The organism is Dactylosporangium maewongense, assembly GCF_039531485.1.
GTDB classification, from domain to species: Bacteria; Actinomycetota; Actinomycetes; order Mycobacteriales; family Micromonosporaceae; genus Dactylosporangium; species Dactylosporangium maewongense.
Window position 1 is genome coordinate 293,273 of the sequence record NZ_BAAAQD010000002.1, and the last position, 16,422, is coordinate 309,694.

The 16,422-nt window shown below is 70.9% G+C and carries 12 protein-coding genes; 6 read left to right on the top strand and 6 right to left on the bottom strand.

The window, feature by feature from the left end:
* Window positions 1–208: 208 nt before the first annotated feature.
* On the bottom strand, window positions 209–1,135 hold the full coding sequence (locus tag ABD332_RS08220; RefSeq protein ID WP_344501185.1) for an alpha/beta hydrolase family protein: 927 nt from the start codon (window positions 1,133–1,135) through the stop codon (window positions 209–211).
* Window positions 1,136–1,374: 239 nt separating this feature from the next.
* Between ABD332_RS08220 and ABD332_RS08225 the strand changes: the two genes are divergently transcribed.
* Window positions 1,375–3,453, top strand: a complete 2,079-nt coding sequence (locus tag ABD332_RS08225; RefSeq protein ID WP_344501455.1) for a S9 family peptidase — start codon at window positions 1,375–1,377, stop codon at window positions 3,451–3,453.
* Window positions 3,454–4,547: 1,094 nt separating this feature from the next.
* On the opposite strand, the gene ABD332_RS08230 is transcribed toward ABD332_RS08225, so the two are convergent.
* The 5 genes from ABD332_RS08230 to ABD332_RS08250 are packed head-to-tail and all read right to left on the bottom strand — an operon-like array spanning window position 4,548 to window position 10,866.
* Entirely contained in the window at window positions 4,548–5,126 is a 579-nt protein-coding gene (locus ABD332_RS08230) for a GtrA family protein (protein WP_344501186.1), read from the bottom strand.
* Window positions 5,123–6,280 carry a dTDP-4-amino-4,6-dideoxygalactose transaminase gene (gene rffA, locus ABD332_RS08235; RefSeq protein WP_344501187.1) on the bottom strand — a complete coding sequence of 386 codons (1,158 nt, stop codon included), beginning with the start codon at window positions 6,278–6,280 and terminating at the stop codon, window positions 5,123–5,125. Before rffA ends, ABD332_RS08230 begins: the two co-directional genes overlap by 4 nt.
* 27 nt (window positions 6,281–6,307) lie before the next feature.
* On the bottom strand, window positions 6,308–8,671 hold the full coding sequence (locus tag ABD332_RS08240; protein WP_344501188.1) for a hypothetical protein: 2,364 nt from the start codon (window positions 8,669–8,671) through the stop codon (window positions 6,308–6,310).
* Window positions 8,672–8,714: 43 nt separating this feature from the next.
* Window positions 8,715–9,530 carry a MaoC/PaaZ C-terminal domain-containing protein gene (locus ABD332_RS08245; RefSeq protein WP_344501189.1) on the bottom strand — a complete coding sequence of 272 codons (816 nt, stop codon included), beginning with the start codon at window positions 9,528–9,530 and terminating at the stop codon, window positions 8,715–8,717.
* Between the two features lie 22 nt (window positions 9,531–9,552).
* Window positions 9,553–10,866 carry a 3-oxoacyl-ACP reductase gene (locus ABD332_RS08250; protein WP_344501190.1) on the bottom strand — a complete coding sequence of 438 codons (1,314 nt, stop codon included), beginning with the start codon at window positions 10,864–10,866 and terminating at the stop codon, window positions 9,553–9,555.
* An 88-nt stretch (window positions 10,867–10,954) separates the two neighbouring features.
* Here ABD332_RS08250 and ABD332_RS08255 point away from each other — a divergent pair, with 88 nt between their 5' ends.
* The 5 genes from ABD332_RS08255 to purB are packed head-to-tail and all read left to right on the top strand — an operon-like array spanning window position 10,955 to window position 16,381.
* Window positions 10,955–12,229, top strand: coding sequence for an acetyl-CoA C-acetyltransferase (locus tag ABD332_RS08255; protein WP_344501191.1), 1,275 nt, complete (start codon window positions 10,955–10,957; stop codon window positions 12,227–12,229).
* 33 nt (window positions 12,230–12,262) lie between these two features.
* Window positions 12,263–13,852 (top strand): sugar ABC transporter permease, encoded by a 1,590-nt coding sequence (locus ABD332_RS08260; RefSeq protein WP_344501192.1) that lies wholly within the window; start codon window positions 12,263–12,265, stop codon window positions 13,850–13,852.
* 54 nt (window positions 13,853–13,906) lie between these two features.
* The gene (locus tag ABD332_RS08265; protein WP_344501193.1) at window positions 13,907–14,473 is read left to right on the top strand and encodes a helix-turn-helix domain-containing protein; all 567 of its coding nucleotides are present in this window, start codon (window positions 13,907–13,909) and stop codon (window positions 14,471–14,473) included.
* A 37-nt stretch (window positions 14,474–14,510) separates the two neighbouring features.
* Entirely contained in the window at window positions 14,511–14,939 is a 429-nt protein-coding gene (locus tag ABD332_RS08270) for a hypothetical protein (RefSeq protein ID WP_344501194.1), read from the top strand.
* 14 nt (window positions 14,940–14,953) lie between these two features.
* Window positions 14,954–16,381, top strand: coding sequence for an adenylosuccinate lyase (gene purB / locus ABD332_RS08275; protein WP_425552160.1), 1,428 nt, complete (start codon window positions 14,954–14,956; stop codon window positions 16,379–16,381).
* Window positions 16,382–16,422: the final 41 nt, after the last annotated feature.

Here is a 16,422-nt window from a genome sequence, read left to right on the forward strand (position 1 = left end):
CCTGTTCACGACCCAGCGTCAGCTGGACCGTCCGACGAGACGACCACACGGGGAAGTGCTCGCCGGCGGGATTCGCGGAAGCCAGGACTCGCCGGTCAGGGCGTGATCCAGGCTTTCCCAACGACGCGTTCAAATATGCTCGAGGCCGCGGACGATGCACATGCTGCACCAAGCGACATCGAACATGTGTTCGAAGCGTAGTGGGTCCCTACTTCAGTCGCAACTGCTTCCGCAGGAAGGCCACCCGGTCGGTGACCGCGGCCTCGAAGCCGACGAGATCGTGACCGGTGTCGTAGTCCTTGCGCTCCTTGGGCCCGGCCACGCCGTTCAGCAACTCAGCGCGCTCGCCGTCCGGGACGACGGTGTCCTGCTTGCCGAACTGCAGCAGCATCGGCTTGCGGCCGGTCACCTGGGTGTACGGCGGCGCGTCGAAGCGCGACAATGCGTCCAGGTACGCGTGCCAGTCCTTCGGCACCGGATTGCGGACCATCCACCGGGAGATCCGGCTGGTCCCGGACGCCAGGACGCTCGCCGTGATGCGGGAGTCGATGCCGTACAGGACGGCGCCCATGGCCGCGCCCCAGCTGTGGCCGGCGAACCCGGCTCTCGACCCGTCGCAGTCCGAGCGGCGGATCAGCAGGTCGTACGCGCGGCGCAGTGCCACCACGGAGTCGGCCACCACCTTGCTGTCGGCGACCGGGTCGCCCGACGGCTTGAGCGGCAGCTCCGGCACGCACACCAGCGCCCCCAGCCGGGCGAGCGCCATCCCCTCCTTGAGCAGGGTGTCGCGGTCGCCGCCGCTGCCGTGCGCGTACACCACCGCGGGCAGGCGGCCGGTGAACTTCTCCGGACCCAGCACGTAGGCCGGGATCTCCTCGCGACCCCTCGTGTCGGAGAACGTGATGTCCTCCAGGATCACGCCGTCGCCTGTCCGCTTGTCGGTCAGCTGGGCGTTGAGCGTCGCCTTGGAGTCGTACGAGTAGAGCTTCTTCAGCTCTGCGATCGGCACGGCGGCGGGCACGTACGCCGAGGGGTCGAACGTGGGGGACGGCTGGACCGCGCCGGAGGAGCCCGCCGCCGCGCCGCCCTTCACGTCAGGTGTATCCGACTCCCCGGCGCACGCTTGGACCAGCATTGCTGCCAGTCCCGCCACCCCGATGTGCAACACCCCGCGACGCCGCACCGCACTCCTCCATGGGCTCGCCCGAACTTCGAGACCATGACGGTACCGGCGTCGCTTTCTCCTACATGACAGACTGCCGAGTTCACCCCCTGGTTGCGTGTTCCGCCCGGTGTCTCTCGGGTGTTTTTGAGGGGTCGAGGCGCCGGAAAGTGTCGGGGGGTACGGGTAACGTCTTGGGCGTGACTACAGGTGTGACGGGCGTTCAGCCGCCGACGGCGAAGCAGGTTCCGCACGAGCGGACGCACCACGGCGACACCGTGGTCGACGAGTTCTTCTGGCTGCAGGACAAGGAAGACCCAGACACGGTCGCCTATCTCGAGGCGGAGAACGCGTTCACCACCGCGGCGACCGCGCACCTGGAGAGCCTGCGCGAGACGGCGTTCAGCGAGATCAAGTCGCGCACCAAGGAGACCGACCTCTCGGTGCCGACCCGCAAGGGCGGCTTCTGGTATTACACGCGCACCGAAGAGGGCAAGCAGTATGGCATCCACTGCCGGGTCCCGGTGGAGGTCGGCCAGGCCGCCCCGCCCGACCTCGGCGACGGCGGCGCCCTGCCCGGCGAGCACGTCCTCCTCGACGGCAACGCCCTCGCGGGCGACTCGGAGTTCTTCGCCCTGGGCACGTTCGACATCAGCCCTGACAGCCGCCTCCTGGCCTACAGCACCGACTTCGCCGGCGACGAGCGCTTCACGCTGCGCGTCAAGGACCTCGACACGGGCGAGCTGCTGCCCGACACCGTCGAGGGCGCGTTCTACGGCTCGGCCTGGTCCGCCGACGGCTCCACACTCTTCTACATCACCATCGACGAGGCGTGGCGGCCGAACAAGATCTGGCGGCACGCCATGGGCACCGACTCCTCCGCCGACGTGGTGGTCCACGAGGAGACCGACGAGCGCTTCTGGGTCGGCGTCGACCTGACCCGCTCCGAGCGCTTCATCCTCATCGACATCCACAGCAAGGTCACCAGCGAGGTCCTGGTCATCCCGGCCGACGCGCCGACCAGCCCGCCGCAGTCGATCGCGCCGCGCCGACAGGGCGTGGAGTATTCGGTGGAGCATCACGGTCACCGGTTCCTGATCCTGCACAACGACGGCGCCGAGGACTTCGCCCTGGCGTACACGTCCGCCGACGCGCCCGGCGCCTGGACGACGCTCATCGAGCACGAGCCCGGCACCCGGCTGCTCGGCGTCGACGCGTTCTCCGGCCACCTGGTCGTCTCGCTGCGCCGCGACGGGCTCACCGGCATCCGGGTCGTGCCATTGCAAGGCGCCGCGTCCTACGACATCGCCTTCCCCGAGCCGATCTACTCCGCGGGCCCCGAGGCCAACCTCGAATACGACACCACCTCGTTCCGCCTGCACTACGTCTCGCTGGTCACGCCCGACTCGGTCTTCGACTGCAACCTCGACAGCGGCGAGCTGACCCTGCGCAAGCAGAAGCCGGTCCTGGGCGAGTTCGACCCGTCCCGCTACGAGCAGCACCGCGAATGGGCCCTCGCCGAGGACGGCACCCGCGTCCCGATCTCCATCGTGGCCCGCGCCGGCACTCCCCGCGACGGCTCGGCTCCCGCCGTCCTGTATGGCTACGGCTCCTACGAGGCGTCGATGGACCCGTGGTTCTCCATCCCGCGCCTGTCCCTGCTCGACCGTGGCGTCGTCTTCGCCGTCGCCCACATCCGCGGCGGCGGCGAGATGGGCCGCCGCTGGTATGACGAGGGCAAGCTGCTCGCGAAGCGGAACACCTTCACCGACTTCGTCGCCTGCGCCGAGCACCTGGTCAAGGCCGGCTGGACGTCGTCGGACAAGCTCGTCGCCCGCGGCGGCTCCGCTGGCGGCCTGCTCATGGGCGCCGTGGCCAACATCGCCCCGGAGGCGTTCGCGGGCATCGTCGCCCAGGTCCCGTTCGTCGACGCCCTCAACACCATCCTCGACCCGTCGCTCCCGCTGACCGTCACCGAGTGGGAGGAGTGGGGCAACCCGCTGGCTGACCCCGAGGTGTACGCGTACATGAAGTCCTACACCCCCTACGAGAACCTGTCGGCCCGCCCGTATCCGGCGATCCTGGCCGTGACCAGCCTCAACGACACCCGCGTCCTCTACCACGAGCCGGCCAAGTGGGTGGCCCGCCTGCGCAGCCTCTCGCCCGACTCCGACGTCCTGCTCAAGACCGAGATGGGCGCCGGCCACGGCGGCCCGAGCGGCCGCTACGACGCCTGGCGCGAGGAGGCGTTCATCACCGCCTGGGTCCTGGACCGCGTAGGCCTGGCCTGACGCCCGCCCAACGCTTTCGCCGCCAGCCCGCCCGCCCCCGCGCCCGGGGCGGGCACGGTCGGCCGTCGGTCGGCCGTCGGTCGGCGCTGGGCAGGTCGCCACGCCCGCCCATCGGCGGGCTTGGGTCACGCCTTTCGCAGGCAGGTGTGCAGGTGGGCCAGGCTGCGCCCGACCGCAGGCCAGGTGGTCAGGCGGGCTGGCCTGCGCCCGATCGCTGGGCAGGCGGGCCGGCCTGCGCCTGACTCATCCGGCCGAGCGGATGGGCACGTCCTGCTGTGCCGGAAGGGCGGGCCGCGCCTGGCTTCTCCGGCAGACCCGACTTTTCGGGCAGGACAGGCGGGAGCTCGCGCCGGGTGAGCCGCGCCTGACCGTCCGGTAGGACAGGCGGGCAAACCCAGTCTGTCAGGGGTCCGGGTCGCGAACCTTGATCTGGACCGTCCGGCTTGGCAAGCGTCACGCCGGTCACGTCCGTTGCGGCGGAGGCCCGGTCCGCCGTGATCCGGCCGGTTGCTGTGCCGCTGCGTCGCGTTCGGAATCCGCCTGCTGGATCAGGTGCACCGCCGGTGCCAGGTGATTCGGGTGTGCTGGCCGATGCCGCCGGATCGAGAGTGGCGCGACGCCTCCGGACGACCGCAGCATTGCCGACTGCCGAACTCGGCCGCCAGCCTGCCGAACGCGTGGAACCTCACCCGCCGGCAACACCTTCGCGCGACGCCGCAAGATCGAAGGATGGAGCCGGTCGTCCCCGCGACCCGTTCCATCCTTCGATCACCACACCGCCGGGCGCCGCGGTGTCGCGTCGGTGCTTGGTGTCCGTTCGGCTTGATCGAGAGACGGATCTGGCTGTGATCGCGACCGGATCTGTCTTTTGATCACCACGTCGGCAGGGGTTTGTGCGGCACTGGTTGCCGTGGGCTCAATCGTGGCGCTGGCTTGAAATCGGGCGCGGTGCTCCCGAGTGTGTGAGCCTTGCGCCGCAAGATCGAAGGAGGGATCTGGCCGTCCCCACGACCCGATCCATCCTTCGATCACCGCGCCGTCGGGCGCGGTGATCTCGAGCGGGTTCGGCCTTCGAGCACCGGGTTGGGGAGGGGTCAGCGGCGGAAGGCCCAGAGCTTGCTGAGCTGGTAGTTGATCAGGGGGGCGACGACGATCAGGATCGCCTGGGAGATGAGGACGGGGATGTGGAAGACCTCGACGAGGAGGGGGAGTCCGAGCATGGTGAACGCGAGGGCCCACAGGCAGACCACGTAGAACTTCAGGAAGCCCGAGATGATCGGGCCCTTCGACTGGAAGACGAAGTGGCGCTGCAGCGGGTAGGTGCAGACGGCGCAGATGAAGTTGGCGATGATCGTGGGCACCAGGTAGTGCCAGTGGTCGCGGGTCAGCAGGTAGACGGCCGCGAAGCTGACGTAGTAGGTGACCGCGGAGACGCCGCCGACGCCGAGGTAACGGATGCGGCGGTCGTTGTAGAGCACGATCGCGGTGCGGACGAGCCAGGAGCGGTGGGAAGCGGCGGGCTCGGCTGAGGGGGCGCCGGGGCGTGACCCGAGGTCGAGGGCCTCGGGGAGGCGGGCGTCGCGGGCGTCGGGGACCGCCGGTGGCGTGTTGCCCCGCGCCGCCAGGTTGAGAGCGTCGGGCAGGGCGGGGCCGCCGTCCATGGTTTCGGTCATCCGCGCGGGTTGTAGGACTCGACCGCGGTGACGACCAGGTCGATGTCGGCCTCGGACATGCCGCCGTACAGCGGCAGGCGCAGCAGCCGGTCGGCGACGTCCTCGGTGACGGGGCAGCCGCCGGGGCCGGTGCGGCCGAACTTCACGCCGGCCGGGGCGAAGTGCAGCGGCTGGTAGTGGAAGGTGCCCAGGACGCCGTGGCCGAGGAGGTGCTTGAGCATCCCCTGGCGGCTCTCGAGGTCAGGCAGGAGCAGGTAGTACAGGTGGGCCGGCTGCGAACGGTCGCCGGGGACCGTCGGCTGGGTGACGCCGTGCTCGGCGGCCCAGGTGGCCAGGCGCTGGTGGTAGCTGTCCCAGATGTGGGAGCGCCGGCGCTGGATGTCGGTGAACTGCTCCAGCTGCGCGGTGAGGAACGCGGCGAGCAGGTCCGACGGCAGGTAGGACGAGCCGATGTCGATCCAGCGGTACTTGTCGACCATGCCGCGGAAGAACTGGCCGCGGTTGGTGCCCTTCTCGCGGATGATCTCGGCGCGCTCGAAGTAGGTGTCGTCGTTGAAGATGAGGGCGCCGCCCTCGCCGCACTGCACGTTCTTCGTCTCGTGGAAGCTCTGGGTCGCCATCGCGCCGATCGAGCCGAGCTTGCGGCCACGGTACGTGCCGCCGATGCCGTGCGCGTTGTCCTCGATGACCACGAGGCCGTGCCGCTGGGCGATCGCCTCGATCTCGTCCATCTCGACGGCGACGCCGGCGTAGTGCACGACGACGATCGCCTTGGTGCGCGGGGTGACGGCGGCCTCGACCAGGCGCTCGTCGAGGTTGAGCGTGTCGGGGCGGCAGTCGACGAAGACCGGCACGGCGCCGCGCAGCGCGTAGGCGTTGGCGGTCGAGCAGAACGTGAACGAGGGCACGATGACCTCGTCGCCCGGCTCCAGGTCCAGCAGCAGCGCGGTCATGTCCAGCGCGTGCGTGCAGGAGGTGGTCAGCAATGAGTGCTTGGCGCCGAGGATCTCGGTGAGCAGAGCGCTCGCACGCTTCGTGTAGGGCCCGTCACCGGTGAGCGGCCCATTCGTCATTGCCTGCTGGATGTACCCGGTCTCGGCACCCGTCAGATAGGCCTTGTTGAATGGGACGGCGAGCTGGTTCGTGGGGGTCACTGCTGGAGCCTACCTAATGGTGTGTGGTCATGCCGACGGCAGTTCATACACCACGACGACCCCCGACCGGTAACGTTCGGTAGCGAAGGTCGACAGCTGTGGTGAAACGTTGTTCTGGCTTTCGTCAACGAACAGCCAGCGTACCCCGTAGCGGTCGCGCAGGATGCCCACCGTTTGGGGTGACGGCCTGCTGAACGCTGCGTCATTGTCCGCGAGGATCTCGGGGCGCCAGTAGGGGATGGATCCGACCCACATGCCGAGCCGCTCGGCCTCGACGTGGGCGGTCGTGGTGAAGCCCCAGCCCTCGACGAGCATGCGCCGCTCGCTGTACGCCGTCATCGAGAAGTGCAGATCCGAGCACTCCTTGTTCCACAGCTGACAGTGCGCGTTGGTGGCGACGAGGTCGTCGGGGTCGGAGTGGTCGCGCAGCCAGCGGCCGGCCTCCAGGACGCCCTTGGAGACGATGACCTCACCCTTGGCGTTGACGACGTTCTTCCAGCCGGCGTGGTTCGAGTCCCAGAGGACCTGGTAGTAGTTCTGGAACGTCGTGTTGATCGCGAAACCCGCGAGCAGGGCGACGACCAGGGCGACCGTCATGCCCCGCAGCGCCGGCAACCGGCGCCGGGCGAGCAGCAGCGCGACCGCGACGACGACCGCGGCGGCCGCGAGCGCCGCGTAGGGCAGGACGACGGCGCGGGTCAGCGCCGCCTCGGAGCCGGTGCTGTGGACGGTGGGCACGTCGGTGCGGCCGGCGCGGATGACGACCTGGGTGATCGCCATGCCGAGCACGACGAAGCCGATCAGCGCTCCCGCGCGGCGGACGGTCATCCGCCCGGCGGGCAGCAGCGCGTGGAGGCCGACGATCGCGGCGACGGCGAGGTACGGCCGGCCGCCCTCGACGAAGAACCGCTGGCTGTCGCCGGACTGGCCGGTCAGGAGCGTGGCGGCGGCGCCGGCGACGCCGACCCCGATCATGGCCACGACCGCCGGCTCGGGCAGGCGGCGGCGCACCAGGCCGGCGAGCCCGCCCCAGATGCACACCCAGCAGAAGATGAGCAGGACGCCGAGGACGAGCTTGTCCCGGTAGCCGGTGGTGCCCGCGAGGGCGCCGGCGACGAGCGCGGTGAACGGCTTGAGCTCGGTGCCCTGGCTGGTGCCGCCGAAGAGCACGAGCTGCGCGAAGACCAGCCCGCCGAACGTGATGCCGAGGCCGATCAGGGCGCCGCGGTGCAGGGTGCGGTGGAAGACCAGCTCGACGGCGACGACCAGCAGCAGCCCGCAGAACAGCAGCGGCAGGTAGATCGCCTTGGCGCCCATCACCCCGCACAGCAGGAGGGTGAAGAGGATCCAGCCGCGCGGGTCGCGCCACTGCCGGGCCGGGGCCCGGAGCCGGTCGACGAGCACGATCATCAGCGGCACCATGAGCAGGGCGCCGAAGGTCTGGGTCGGGCCGGTCCACACGGTGAGCCGCAGCGACGAGCCGTCCTCCAACGAGCTGAACGCGAGGTTCACGAAGAAGTCCCAGGCCACCCAGTTGTACGGGGTGGGTGACAGCGCGAACAGAGTCAGCACGCTCGCCGCGACGCCGCTCCACCAGCCGCCGGTCACCTTGCGGGCCAGGACGGCGACGAGCACGGCGAACGCCATCAGCATCGGCAGCACCGACAGCCGCAGCAGCAGGACCTGCGGCTCGATCCCCGTCACCCAGCTGGACGCGGCCATCTCGGGGTAGACGAACCAGTGGTAGTAGAGCGGCTCGTCGGTGATCCACGGAATCACCATCGGCATGTGGTGCTTCGCCTCGCCGAGGAGCGCGAGGTGGAAGGTGGAGTCGGTGTCGGGGGTCGAGTTGTACGGGTAGCGCAGCCCGTACTGCCGGTAGAACTTGAAGCTCCACAGCAGCGTCATGCCGGCGATCAGCGTGAGCGCCCAGCGCCACAGCAGCGGCGGCACCGGGGCGTCGGCGGCGGTCCGCCAGTACCGGCGCAGCGACGGCACCAGCAGGAACACCGCCACCGTGCCGATCGGCCAGGCGAGCACCAGCAGCGGCAGCCCGAGCAGCCGGGCGCCGATGTAGACGAAGACCTCGCCGACGTAGCCGAGCGCGAGGCCGGCCGCGACGTCGGCGACGAAGAACCCGCCGCCGCGGTGGAGGAGGCGCCACCACAGCGTGCCCGGCAGCGCGATGCCGGCCGCCAGGTACAGCGTGAACACGGCCGTGGTGGCGGGCGGGACCTCGAAGAACCACAGGGTCGCGACCGTGACCAGCCACAGCAGCCCGGCGGGCAGCCAGCCGGACGTCAGGACGCTGGGCCACCGGCCGCGGTCCGGGCCGGGGGAGCTGCTCGGCGAGGGCGCGGCGGGTGCGGTGGCTTCGGTCGGCGTCTGCACGGTCTTGAGCCCCCCGAGACAATGGCGTTTGGCGCTGAGCAGGTTACCTGACGGTTCCGGTCAGGTGCGGCCTGCCGGAACGCCCATCATGCACCCCGTAATCCCACCCACCACCCTGTGCGACCGCGGTGAAGCCGACCGTGGCCGGCAGCAGGATCGGCGTCTTGAAGGCGACGTCCACGGTGTACGAGTCGGGCAGGCGCCCTTCCAGCGCGGCGAGGCAGCGGGCCTTCGTCCACATGCCGTGCGCGATCGTGCGGGGAAAGCCGAACACCTTCGCCAGCAGGCGCGAGGTGTGGATCGGGTTGCGGTCGCCGGACACGGCCGCGTAGTCGGTGCCTACCCGTCGTGGCACCCGCCACACGGCGTTCGGCGCCGGCGGCTCGGCGGCCGGACGGGCGGAAGCCGCCGAGGCTCCCGAGCCGGTCCGGCGGAGGTAGGTGGACGTGTCCGAGAAGACCGGATTCCCGTCGATCGTCGCCGTCGTGACGACGTCCAGCTGGGTGCCGCGGTCGTGCGGTCGCAGCGCGCCGGCTCGTACAGACACCGAAAACGCGGCGGAGGAGGGCAGCGGACGCAAGAGCTCGATCCGGTTCGCCACGTGGACCAGTCCGAGCACCGGAAACGGGAAGTCCGGCGCGGTCATCAGCGCCATGGCCAGGGGAAACGCGACGGCGTGCAGGTAGGTGGCGGGCAGCTCGTCGCGGAGCCGGAAGCCGCAGACCCGGTTGTACTCCGCCAGGTGCGCCCGGTCGACGGTGACGGCCTCGACCGTGAGCTCGCGCTCCGGCAGTACGGGATCGGCGGCGACCGCACGCCGTAGCGCCGCGGCGCGGTACAGGGGGCCCAGGCGGGGCATCCGGTCGAGCGGAGCCGGCATCTCAGGCGCCCAGCAGGCTCTGCCCGCACACCCGGATGACGTTGCCGTTGACCCCGCCGGACGCCGGGTGCGCCAGCCACGCGATGGTCTCGGCCACGTCGACGGGCAGGCCGCCCTGCGACATGCTGTTCATGCGGCGGCCCGCCTCGCGGATGAACATGGGCATCGCGGCGGTCATCTTCGTCTCGATGAAGCCGGGCGCGACCGCGTTGAGGGTCAGGCCGGCCGCGGCGAGCGCCGGCGCGTGCGCCTGCACGAGGCCGATGACGCCGGCCTTGGACGTGGCGTAGTTGGTCTGGCCCCGGTTTCCGGCGATGCCGGAGACGGAGGAGACGGCGACGATCCGGCCGTTGCCGCCGAGCAGCTTCTCCGCGAGGAGCACCTCGTTGATCCGCTCCTGGCTGCCGAGGTTGACGTCGAGGACGGACTGCCACTGGGCGGCGTCCATCCGGCCGAGCGTCTTGTCGCGGGTGATGCCGGCGTTGTGCACGAAGATGTCGGCGTGCACGTGCCGGGTCGCGATGAAGTCCGCGAGCCGCCGCGGCGCGTCGGCGGCGGTGAGGTCGAGCTGCAGCGCGGTGCCCTTGAGCTCGTTGGCGACCTGGGTGAGGTCCTCGCCGGCCGCGGGCACGTCGAGGCAGACCACGTGCGCGCCGTCGCGGGTGAGCACGCGGGCGATCGCCGCGCCGATGCCCCGGGCGGCGCCGGTGACGATCGCGGTCTTGCCGACGAGCGGCTGGTCCCAGTCCTCGGGGACGTCGATCGCGGCCGGCCCGACCCGGATGACCTGCCCCGACACGTACGCCGAACGCCCCGACAGCAGGAACCGCAGCGTCGACTCGATCGCCTCCTCGGCGCCTGGCGCGACGTAGACCAGCTGCGCGGTGCCGCCCCGGCCGACCTCCTTGCCGACGGACCGCACGAAGCCCTCGAGAGCCCGCTGGGCGGTGGCCTCACGGGCGTCGGCGCACAGCTCCGGCTGGCTGCCCAGCACGACGACCCGGCCGGACGAGCGCAGCGTGCGGATCAGCGGGTGGAAGAAGTCGTACAGGGTGCGCAGGCCGTCCGTGTCGACGATGGCGGTGGCGTCGAACACGAGCGCCGCGGTGGGCCCTTCCGACGGCGCCCCCAGCTTCTCCAGCAGCTTGCGGACCGGCTCGATGAGGCGCCCGCCGCCGCTGACCACGACCTGCCCGTCGACGGGCGACGATCCCGGATCGTGCCGCCGCAGCTTCGGCGGGTCGGGCAGGCCGAGCCGCCTGACGAAGAACTTCCCGGCGCCCGAGTGGGCGAAGCTGGCGTAACGATCGGACATTGCAGTGCCTCCCCAGTCACAACAATCGCGCTAACCTACTCATGAGTAGGCTAACGCCGGCCTGCCCGTCGCACTGGAGGAGAATCCGATGGCCCCGAATCGAGTGGCGATCGTCGGCGGTAATCGCATCCCCTTCGCGCGCTCGGGCAGTGCCTACGCCACTGCATCAAACCAGGACATGCTGACTGCCGCTATAGACGGACTCGTGGCGCGGTTCGGCCTGGCAGGAGTGCGACTCGGCGAGGTCGCGGCGGGTGCGGTGCTCAAGCACAGCCGCGATTTCAACCTGACGCGTGAATCCGTGCTCGGGTCCCGCCTCGACCCGCGGACTCCCGCGTACGACGTCCAGCAGGCGTGCGGAACCGGACTCGAGGCCGTCACCCTCGTCGCCAACAAGATCGCCCTCGGGCAGATCGACGCCGGCATCGCCGGTGGCGTCGACACCACCTCCGACGCGCCCCTCGGCGTCAACGAGGACATGCGGCGGGTCTTCATGGAGCTCAACCGGGCCCGGTCGCTCGGCGCGCGGCTCCGCGCGGTCAGCAAGCTGCGCCCGACCCAGCTCAAGCCCGACATCCCGCGCAACTCCGAGCCCCGCACCGGGCTGTCGATGGGCGACTCCGCCGCGCTGACCGCGCGGGAGTTCGGGATCACCCGGGCCGCCCAGGACGAGCTGGCGCTCGCGTCGCACCTGCAGCTCGCCGCCGCCTACGGGCGCGGCTTCTTCGACGACCTGGTCACGCCGTACCTCGGCCTCCAACGCGACCAGAACCTGCGCCCCGACACCTCCCTGGAGCGCCTCGGCACGCTGAAGCCCGTCTTCGGCCGCGGGAAGTCGGCGACCATGACCGCCGGCAACTCGTCACCGCTGACGGACGGCGCGGCGGTCGTGCTCCTGGCGTCCGAGCAGTGGGCCGCCTCGCGCAACCTCCCGGTCCTCGCCTGGTTCGACACGGCGGAGACCGCGGCGGTCGACTTCGTGCACGGCGGCGACGGCCTGCTGATGGCGCCGGCGTACGCGGTGCCGCGCATGCTCGCCCGCACGGGCCTCAAGCTGCAGGACTTCGACTTCTACGAGATCCACGAGGCGTTCGCGTCGCAGGTGCTCGCCACCCTGAAGGCGTGGGAGGACCCGGCGTTCTGCAAGGAGCGCCTCGGCCTCGACGAGCCGCTCGGCGCCGTCGACCGCTCCCGGCTCAACGTCAACGGCTCCTCCCTCGCCGCCGGGCACCCGTTCGCCGCGACCGGCGGCCGGATCGTGGCGACCCTGGCCAAGCTCCTCGCGGAGCGCGGCTCCGGGCGCGGCCTCATCTCCATCTGCGCCGCCGGCGGGCAAGGGGTGACCGCGATCCTGTCCAGGTGAGCGGCGGCCCTGATTCACCCATATCGTTGACGCATGACGATCCAGCCGACGATGCTCCGGCCGCCGACGCCCCGACCCGGCTGGCAGGTCGCCGTCGGCCTGATCCTCACCCTGCCCGCGTTCGTCCTGCTCCTGACGTCCTACGTCGAGCCGCTGTACTGGACCGTCACGTCCAGCTTCCGCAAGCTCAACGGGCTACGGCTGACCGAGGGCGGCGACAGCGTCGGCTGGGACAACTACGACACCGCGTATTCGCGTGGGCTCGCCGACGCGCACTGGTTCACCCTGAGCCTCGCCGTCGTGCCGATCCTGCTGGTCCTGCTGCTGGCGCCGGCCATCGCCTGGGCCGCGCACGCCGGCGGCACGTGGGCGCGGTGGGTCACCCGGGTCGCGCTCGCCCTGCCCCTCGTGGCCTTCGCCCCCGTGGCGATCGCCGTCGCGCTGCGCGAGTCGTCCACCCGGGCGTCGTACTGGCTGGGCACGTTCGGCCTGGTCGTCGCGCTCGCCGCGACCGCCTACCTGGCCGCGCTGCGCCGCCGCACCCTCGACTCCACCCGCAGCCCGATCCCCGCCGCGCTGGTCGTCGGCGGCCTGGCCGTGCTCACCGTCGTCGCGGTCGCGCTGCAGGACTTCACGTACTCCTTCATCGGCGGCTTCGGCACCAGGGCCGACCTCAGCCCGGCCCGCCTCATGTACGAGACCTCCTTCCGCACGATGACCTTCGGCGTCGGCGCGGCCGCGTCCGTGACGCTCCTCGTGCCGCTGATCCTGCTCGGCCTCGCCGCCACCCTGCTGGTGATCCTGCCCGGCACCCGCCTCGAGGTGGACCCCGCCGCCCCTCGCGTGCAGAAGACCCCGCCGGTCGTGCCGTGGATCGTCGGCGGCGTCCTGCTGCTCGCCACGCTCGGCACGGTCATCTCCGGCCTGGGCCCCTGGCTGTCGCACATCACCGAGACCGGCCGCCCCGGCGCCCCCTCCACCTGGGTCAACACCTGGCTGCCGCCGGTCGTCTCCACCCTCGTCGGGGTCACCGTCGCCGCCCTGGCCGCGTTCGGCATCAGCGGCCTGCGCCCCTTCGGCCGGCACAGCGAGTGGCTGCTGCTGCCCTTCGGCCTGTTCCTCTTCGTCGGCTCCGCCCCGCTCGCGCTGCGCAACTTCGCCGCCGGCGTCACCGCCGACCGCCTCGACTCCTTCATCGGCCTCATCCCGCCGTCCCGCGTGGCGATCCCGGCCCTGTTCATCCTGGCGCTGCTCTTCCGCGGCCAGGCCCAGCGCCGCGAGGTCCTGCTGCAGGAGGGCCACCGCGCCCCCTGGACCGGCGTCCTGCTGCCCGCGCTGCCGATGCTGGCGCTGGCGTACGTGGCGACGTGGCTGGTCCAGGCCCAGGACCTGATCTGGCCCCTGGTCACCGCCGCCGGCGACCACCCGACCGCGCAGAACGCCCTCGTGCAGTCCCTGTTCATGCGCGGCGGCGCGAACGCCCCCCTGCCCTACGCCCAGCTGCTCCCGCTGTGGCTGCTCGTCCTGCTCTTCCTGGCCGCGGTCGCCGCGCAGCTGCTGTACCTGGACCGCGTCGCCCTGCGCGTCGGCCTCCCCGAACGCGACCACCCGCCCCGCACGTGACCAGCGAACTTGCACACCATGCAAGCTAATATGCAGGGTGTGCAAGCTTCGTCGATGCTGTTGCCGCTGCTGCGCTCGCCGTTTCAGGGCGAGCTGCTGGCGTGGCTCTTCCTGCACCCGGACGGCGAGTTCTCGCTCATCGAGCTGGCGCGGCGCCTCGGTGTCTCGCACGCGACCGCGAGCCGCGAGGCGGACCGCCTCGTCTCCTCGGGTCTTGTGCTCGAACGCCGGATGGGCAACCTCCGGCTCATCCGTTCCAACCAGTCGACCGTGGTGACTCGTCCGTTGACGGAGCTGCTTGCGGTAACATTCGGCCCTATGGCCATAGTGGGAGAACTGCTCGCGCCGATCAGGGGCGTCGACCGCGCCTACATCTACGGCTCGTGGGCCGCCCGGTATCAGGGCGAGCCCGGCCCCGTCCCCGGTGATCTGGACGTCATCGTCGTCGGGGCCGCCGATCCCGACGACGTGTTCGAGGCCGCCGGCACCGCACAGCGCCGCCTCGGCCGCGAGGTCAACGTGCGGATCGTGACACCGGCGGCCTGGGCCGCGCCGGGTGACGACCCGTTTCTGCAGTCGGTCCAGACCAGGCCACTCTTCGAGCTCGACCTGGCGGTGTGACGTGAGATGGGAGCAGGGACGCTCGACGCTCGACGACATGCTGACGAAGGGTCTGCTGGAGCGGGTTCCGCCCAGTCGCGAACATGCCGACGCCATGATCGACCAAGCACGCCGCCACCTGGCCGCCGCAGGCGTCATCGCGACCGTCGACCCGATCGGTGCGTATCAACTGGCTTACGACGCCGCGCGAAAGGCGCTGACGGCGGTGCTCGAAAACCAGGGACTCCGACCGACCCGTGCTGGTGGGCACATCGCAGTGCTCGACGCGGTTCGAGCACAGGTTGATCCACCGCTGGGTGGGGTGCTGCGGCCGTTCGACCGGATGCGACGGCGGCGCAACGACGCCGAATACCCCGCGGCTGATCGTCCGGCGCTGACCGCGGACGAGGTGGTCGTCGACCGGGTCAAGGTCGACGCGATCATCGAACTGGCCGGGAAGGTGCTGGACCAGATGAGTCCGTACTGAGGCCGCGGGAGAGAATAGGGCACGTGATTCCTAATGTGCTTGCTGGTCGGTATGCGTCGCCGGAGCTCGTGGCGATCTGGTCGCCTGAGGAGAAGGTGCGGTTGGAGCGGCGGCTGTGGCTGGCCGTGCTCACCGCGCAGCGGGACCTCGGGGTGGCGGTGCCGGACGGGGTGGTCGAGGACTACCGGCGGGTGCTCGACGACGTCGACCTGCACAGCATCGCGGAGCGGGAGCGGGTCACCCGGCACGACGTGAAGGCGCGGATCGAGGAGTTCTCCGCGCTCGCCGGGCACGAGCACATCCACAAGGGCATGACCTCGCGCGACCTGACCGAGAACGTCGAGCAGCTGCAGATCCGCAGGTCGCTGGAGCTGGTCCGGGACCGGATGGTGGCGGCGCTCGCCCGGCTCGCGGCGCGGGCCCGGCAGTACGACGACCTGGTCATGGTCGGCCGGTCGCACAACGTGGCGGCGCAGGCGACCACCCTCGGCAAGCGGTTCGCCAGCGCCGCCGAGGAGCTGCTCATCGCGTACCGGCGAATCGACGACCTCCTGCGGCGCTATCCGCTGCGGGGGATCAAGGGCCCGGTCGGCACGGCGGCGGACCAGCTGGACCTGCTCGGCGGCGACGCCGGGAAGGCCGCGGAGCTGGAGCGGCGGGTGGCGGAGCACCTCGGGTTCGGCACCGTGCTGACCAGCGTCGGCCAGGTGTACCCGCGCTCGCTGGACTTCGACGTGGTGTCGGCGCTCGCGCAGGCGGTCGCGGGGCCGTCGAGCCTGGCGACCACGATCCGGCTCATGGCCGGCTACGAGCTGGCCACCGAGGGCTTCAAGCCGGGCCAGGTCGGGTCGTCGGCGATGCCGCACAAGATGAACACGCGCTCGTGCGAGCGGGTCAACGGGCTCGCCGTGATCACCCGGGGTTACCTGTCGATGGTCGGCGAGCTGGCCGGCGACCAGTGGAACGAGGGCGACGTGTCGTGCTCGGTGGTCCGCCGGGTGGCGCTGCCGGACGCGTTCTTCGCCGTCGACGGGCTGTTCGCCACGTTCCTGACCGTTCTGGACGAGTTCGGGGCGTATCCGGCGGTCGTCGCCCGGGAGCTGGACCGCTACCTGCCGTTCCTGGCGACCACGCGGGTCCTGGTGGCGGCCGTCTCACGCGGCGTGGGCCGTGAGGATGCTCACGAAGCGATCAAGGAGCACGCCGTCGCGGTGGCGCTCGCCATGCGCGAAAAGGGCATCCAGGACAACGACCTCCTGCGGCGGCTGGCCGGCGACGAGCGGCTACGGTTGACCCAGGACGAGATCGACGCCCTGGTGGCCGACCCGCAGCAGTTCGTCGGGGCAGCATCAGCCCAGGTCAGTGCCGTGATCGAGCAGATCGAGGCGGTCGTCGCGGAGCACCCGCAGGCAGGAAGCTACGTGCCACCGCCCATCCTGTGAGCAGAAGATCTTGACAGCGGAGCGGGCCGCTAAGATGCGTG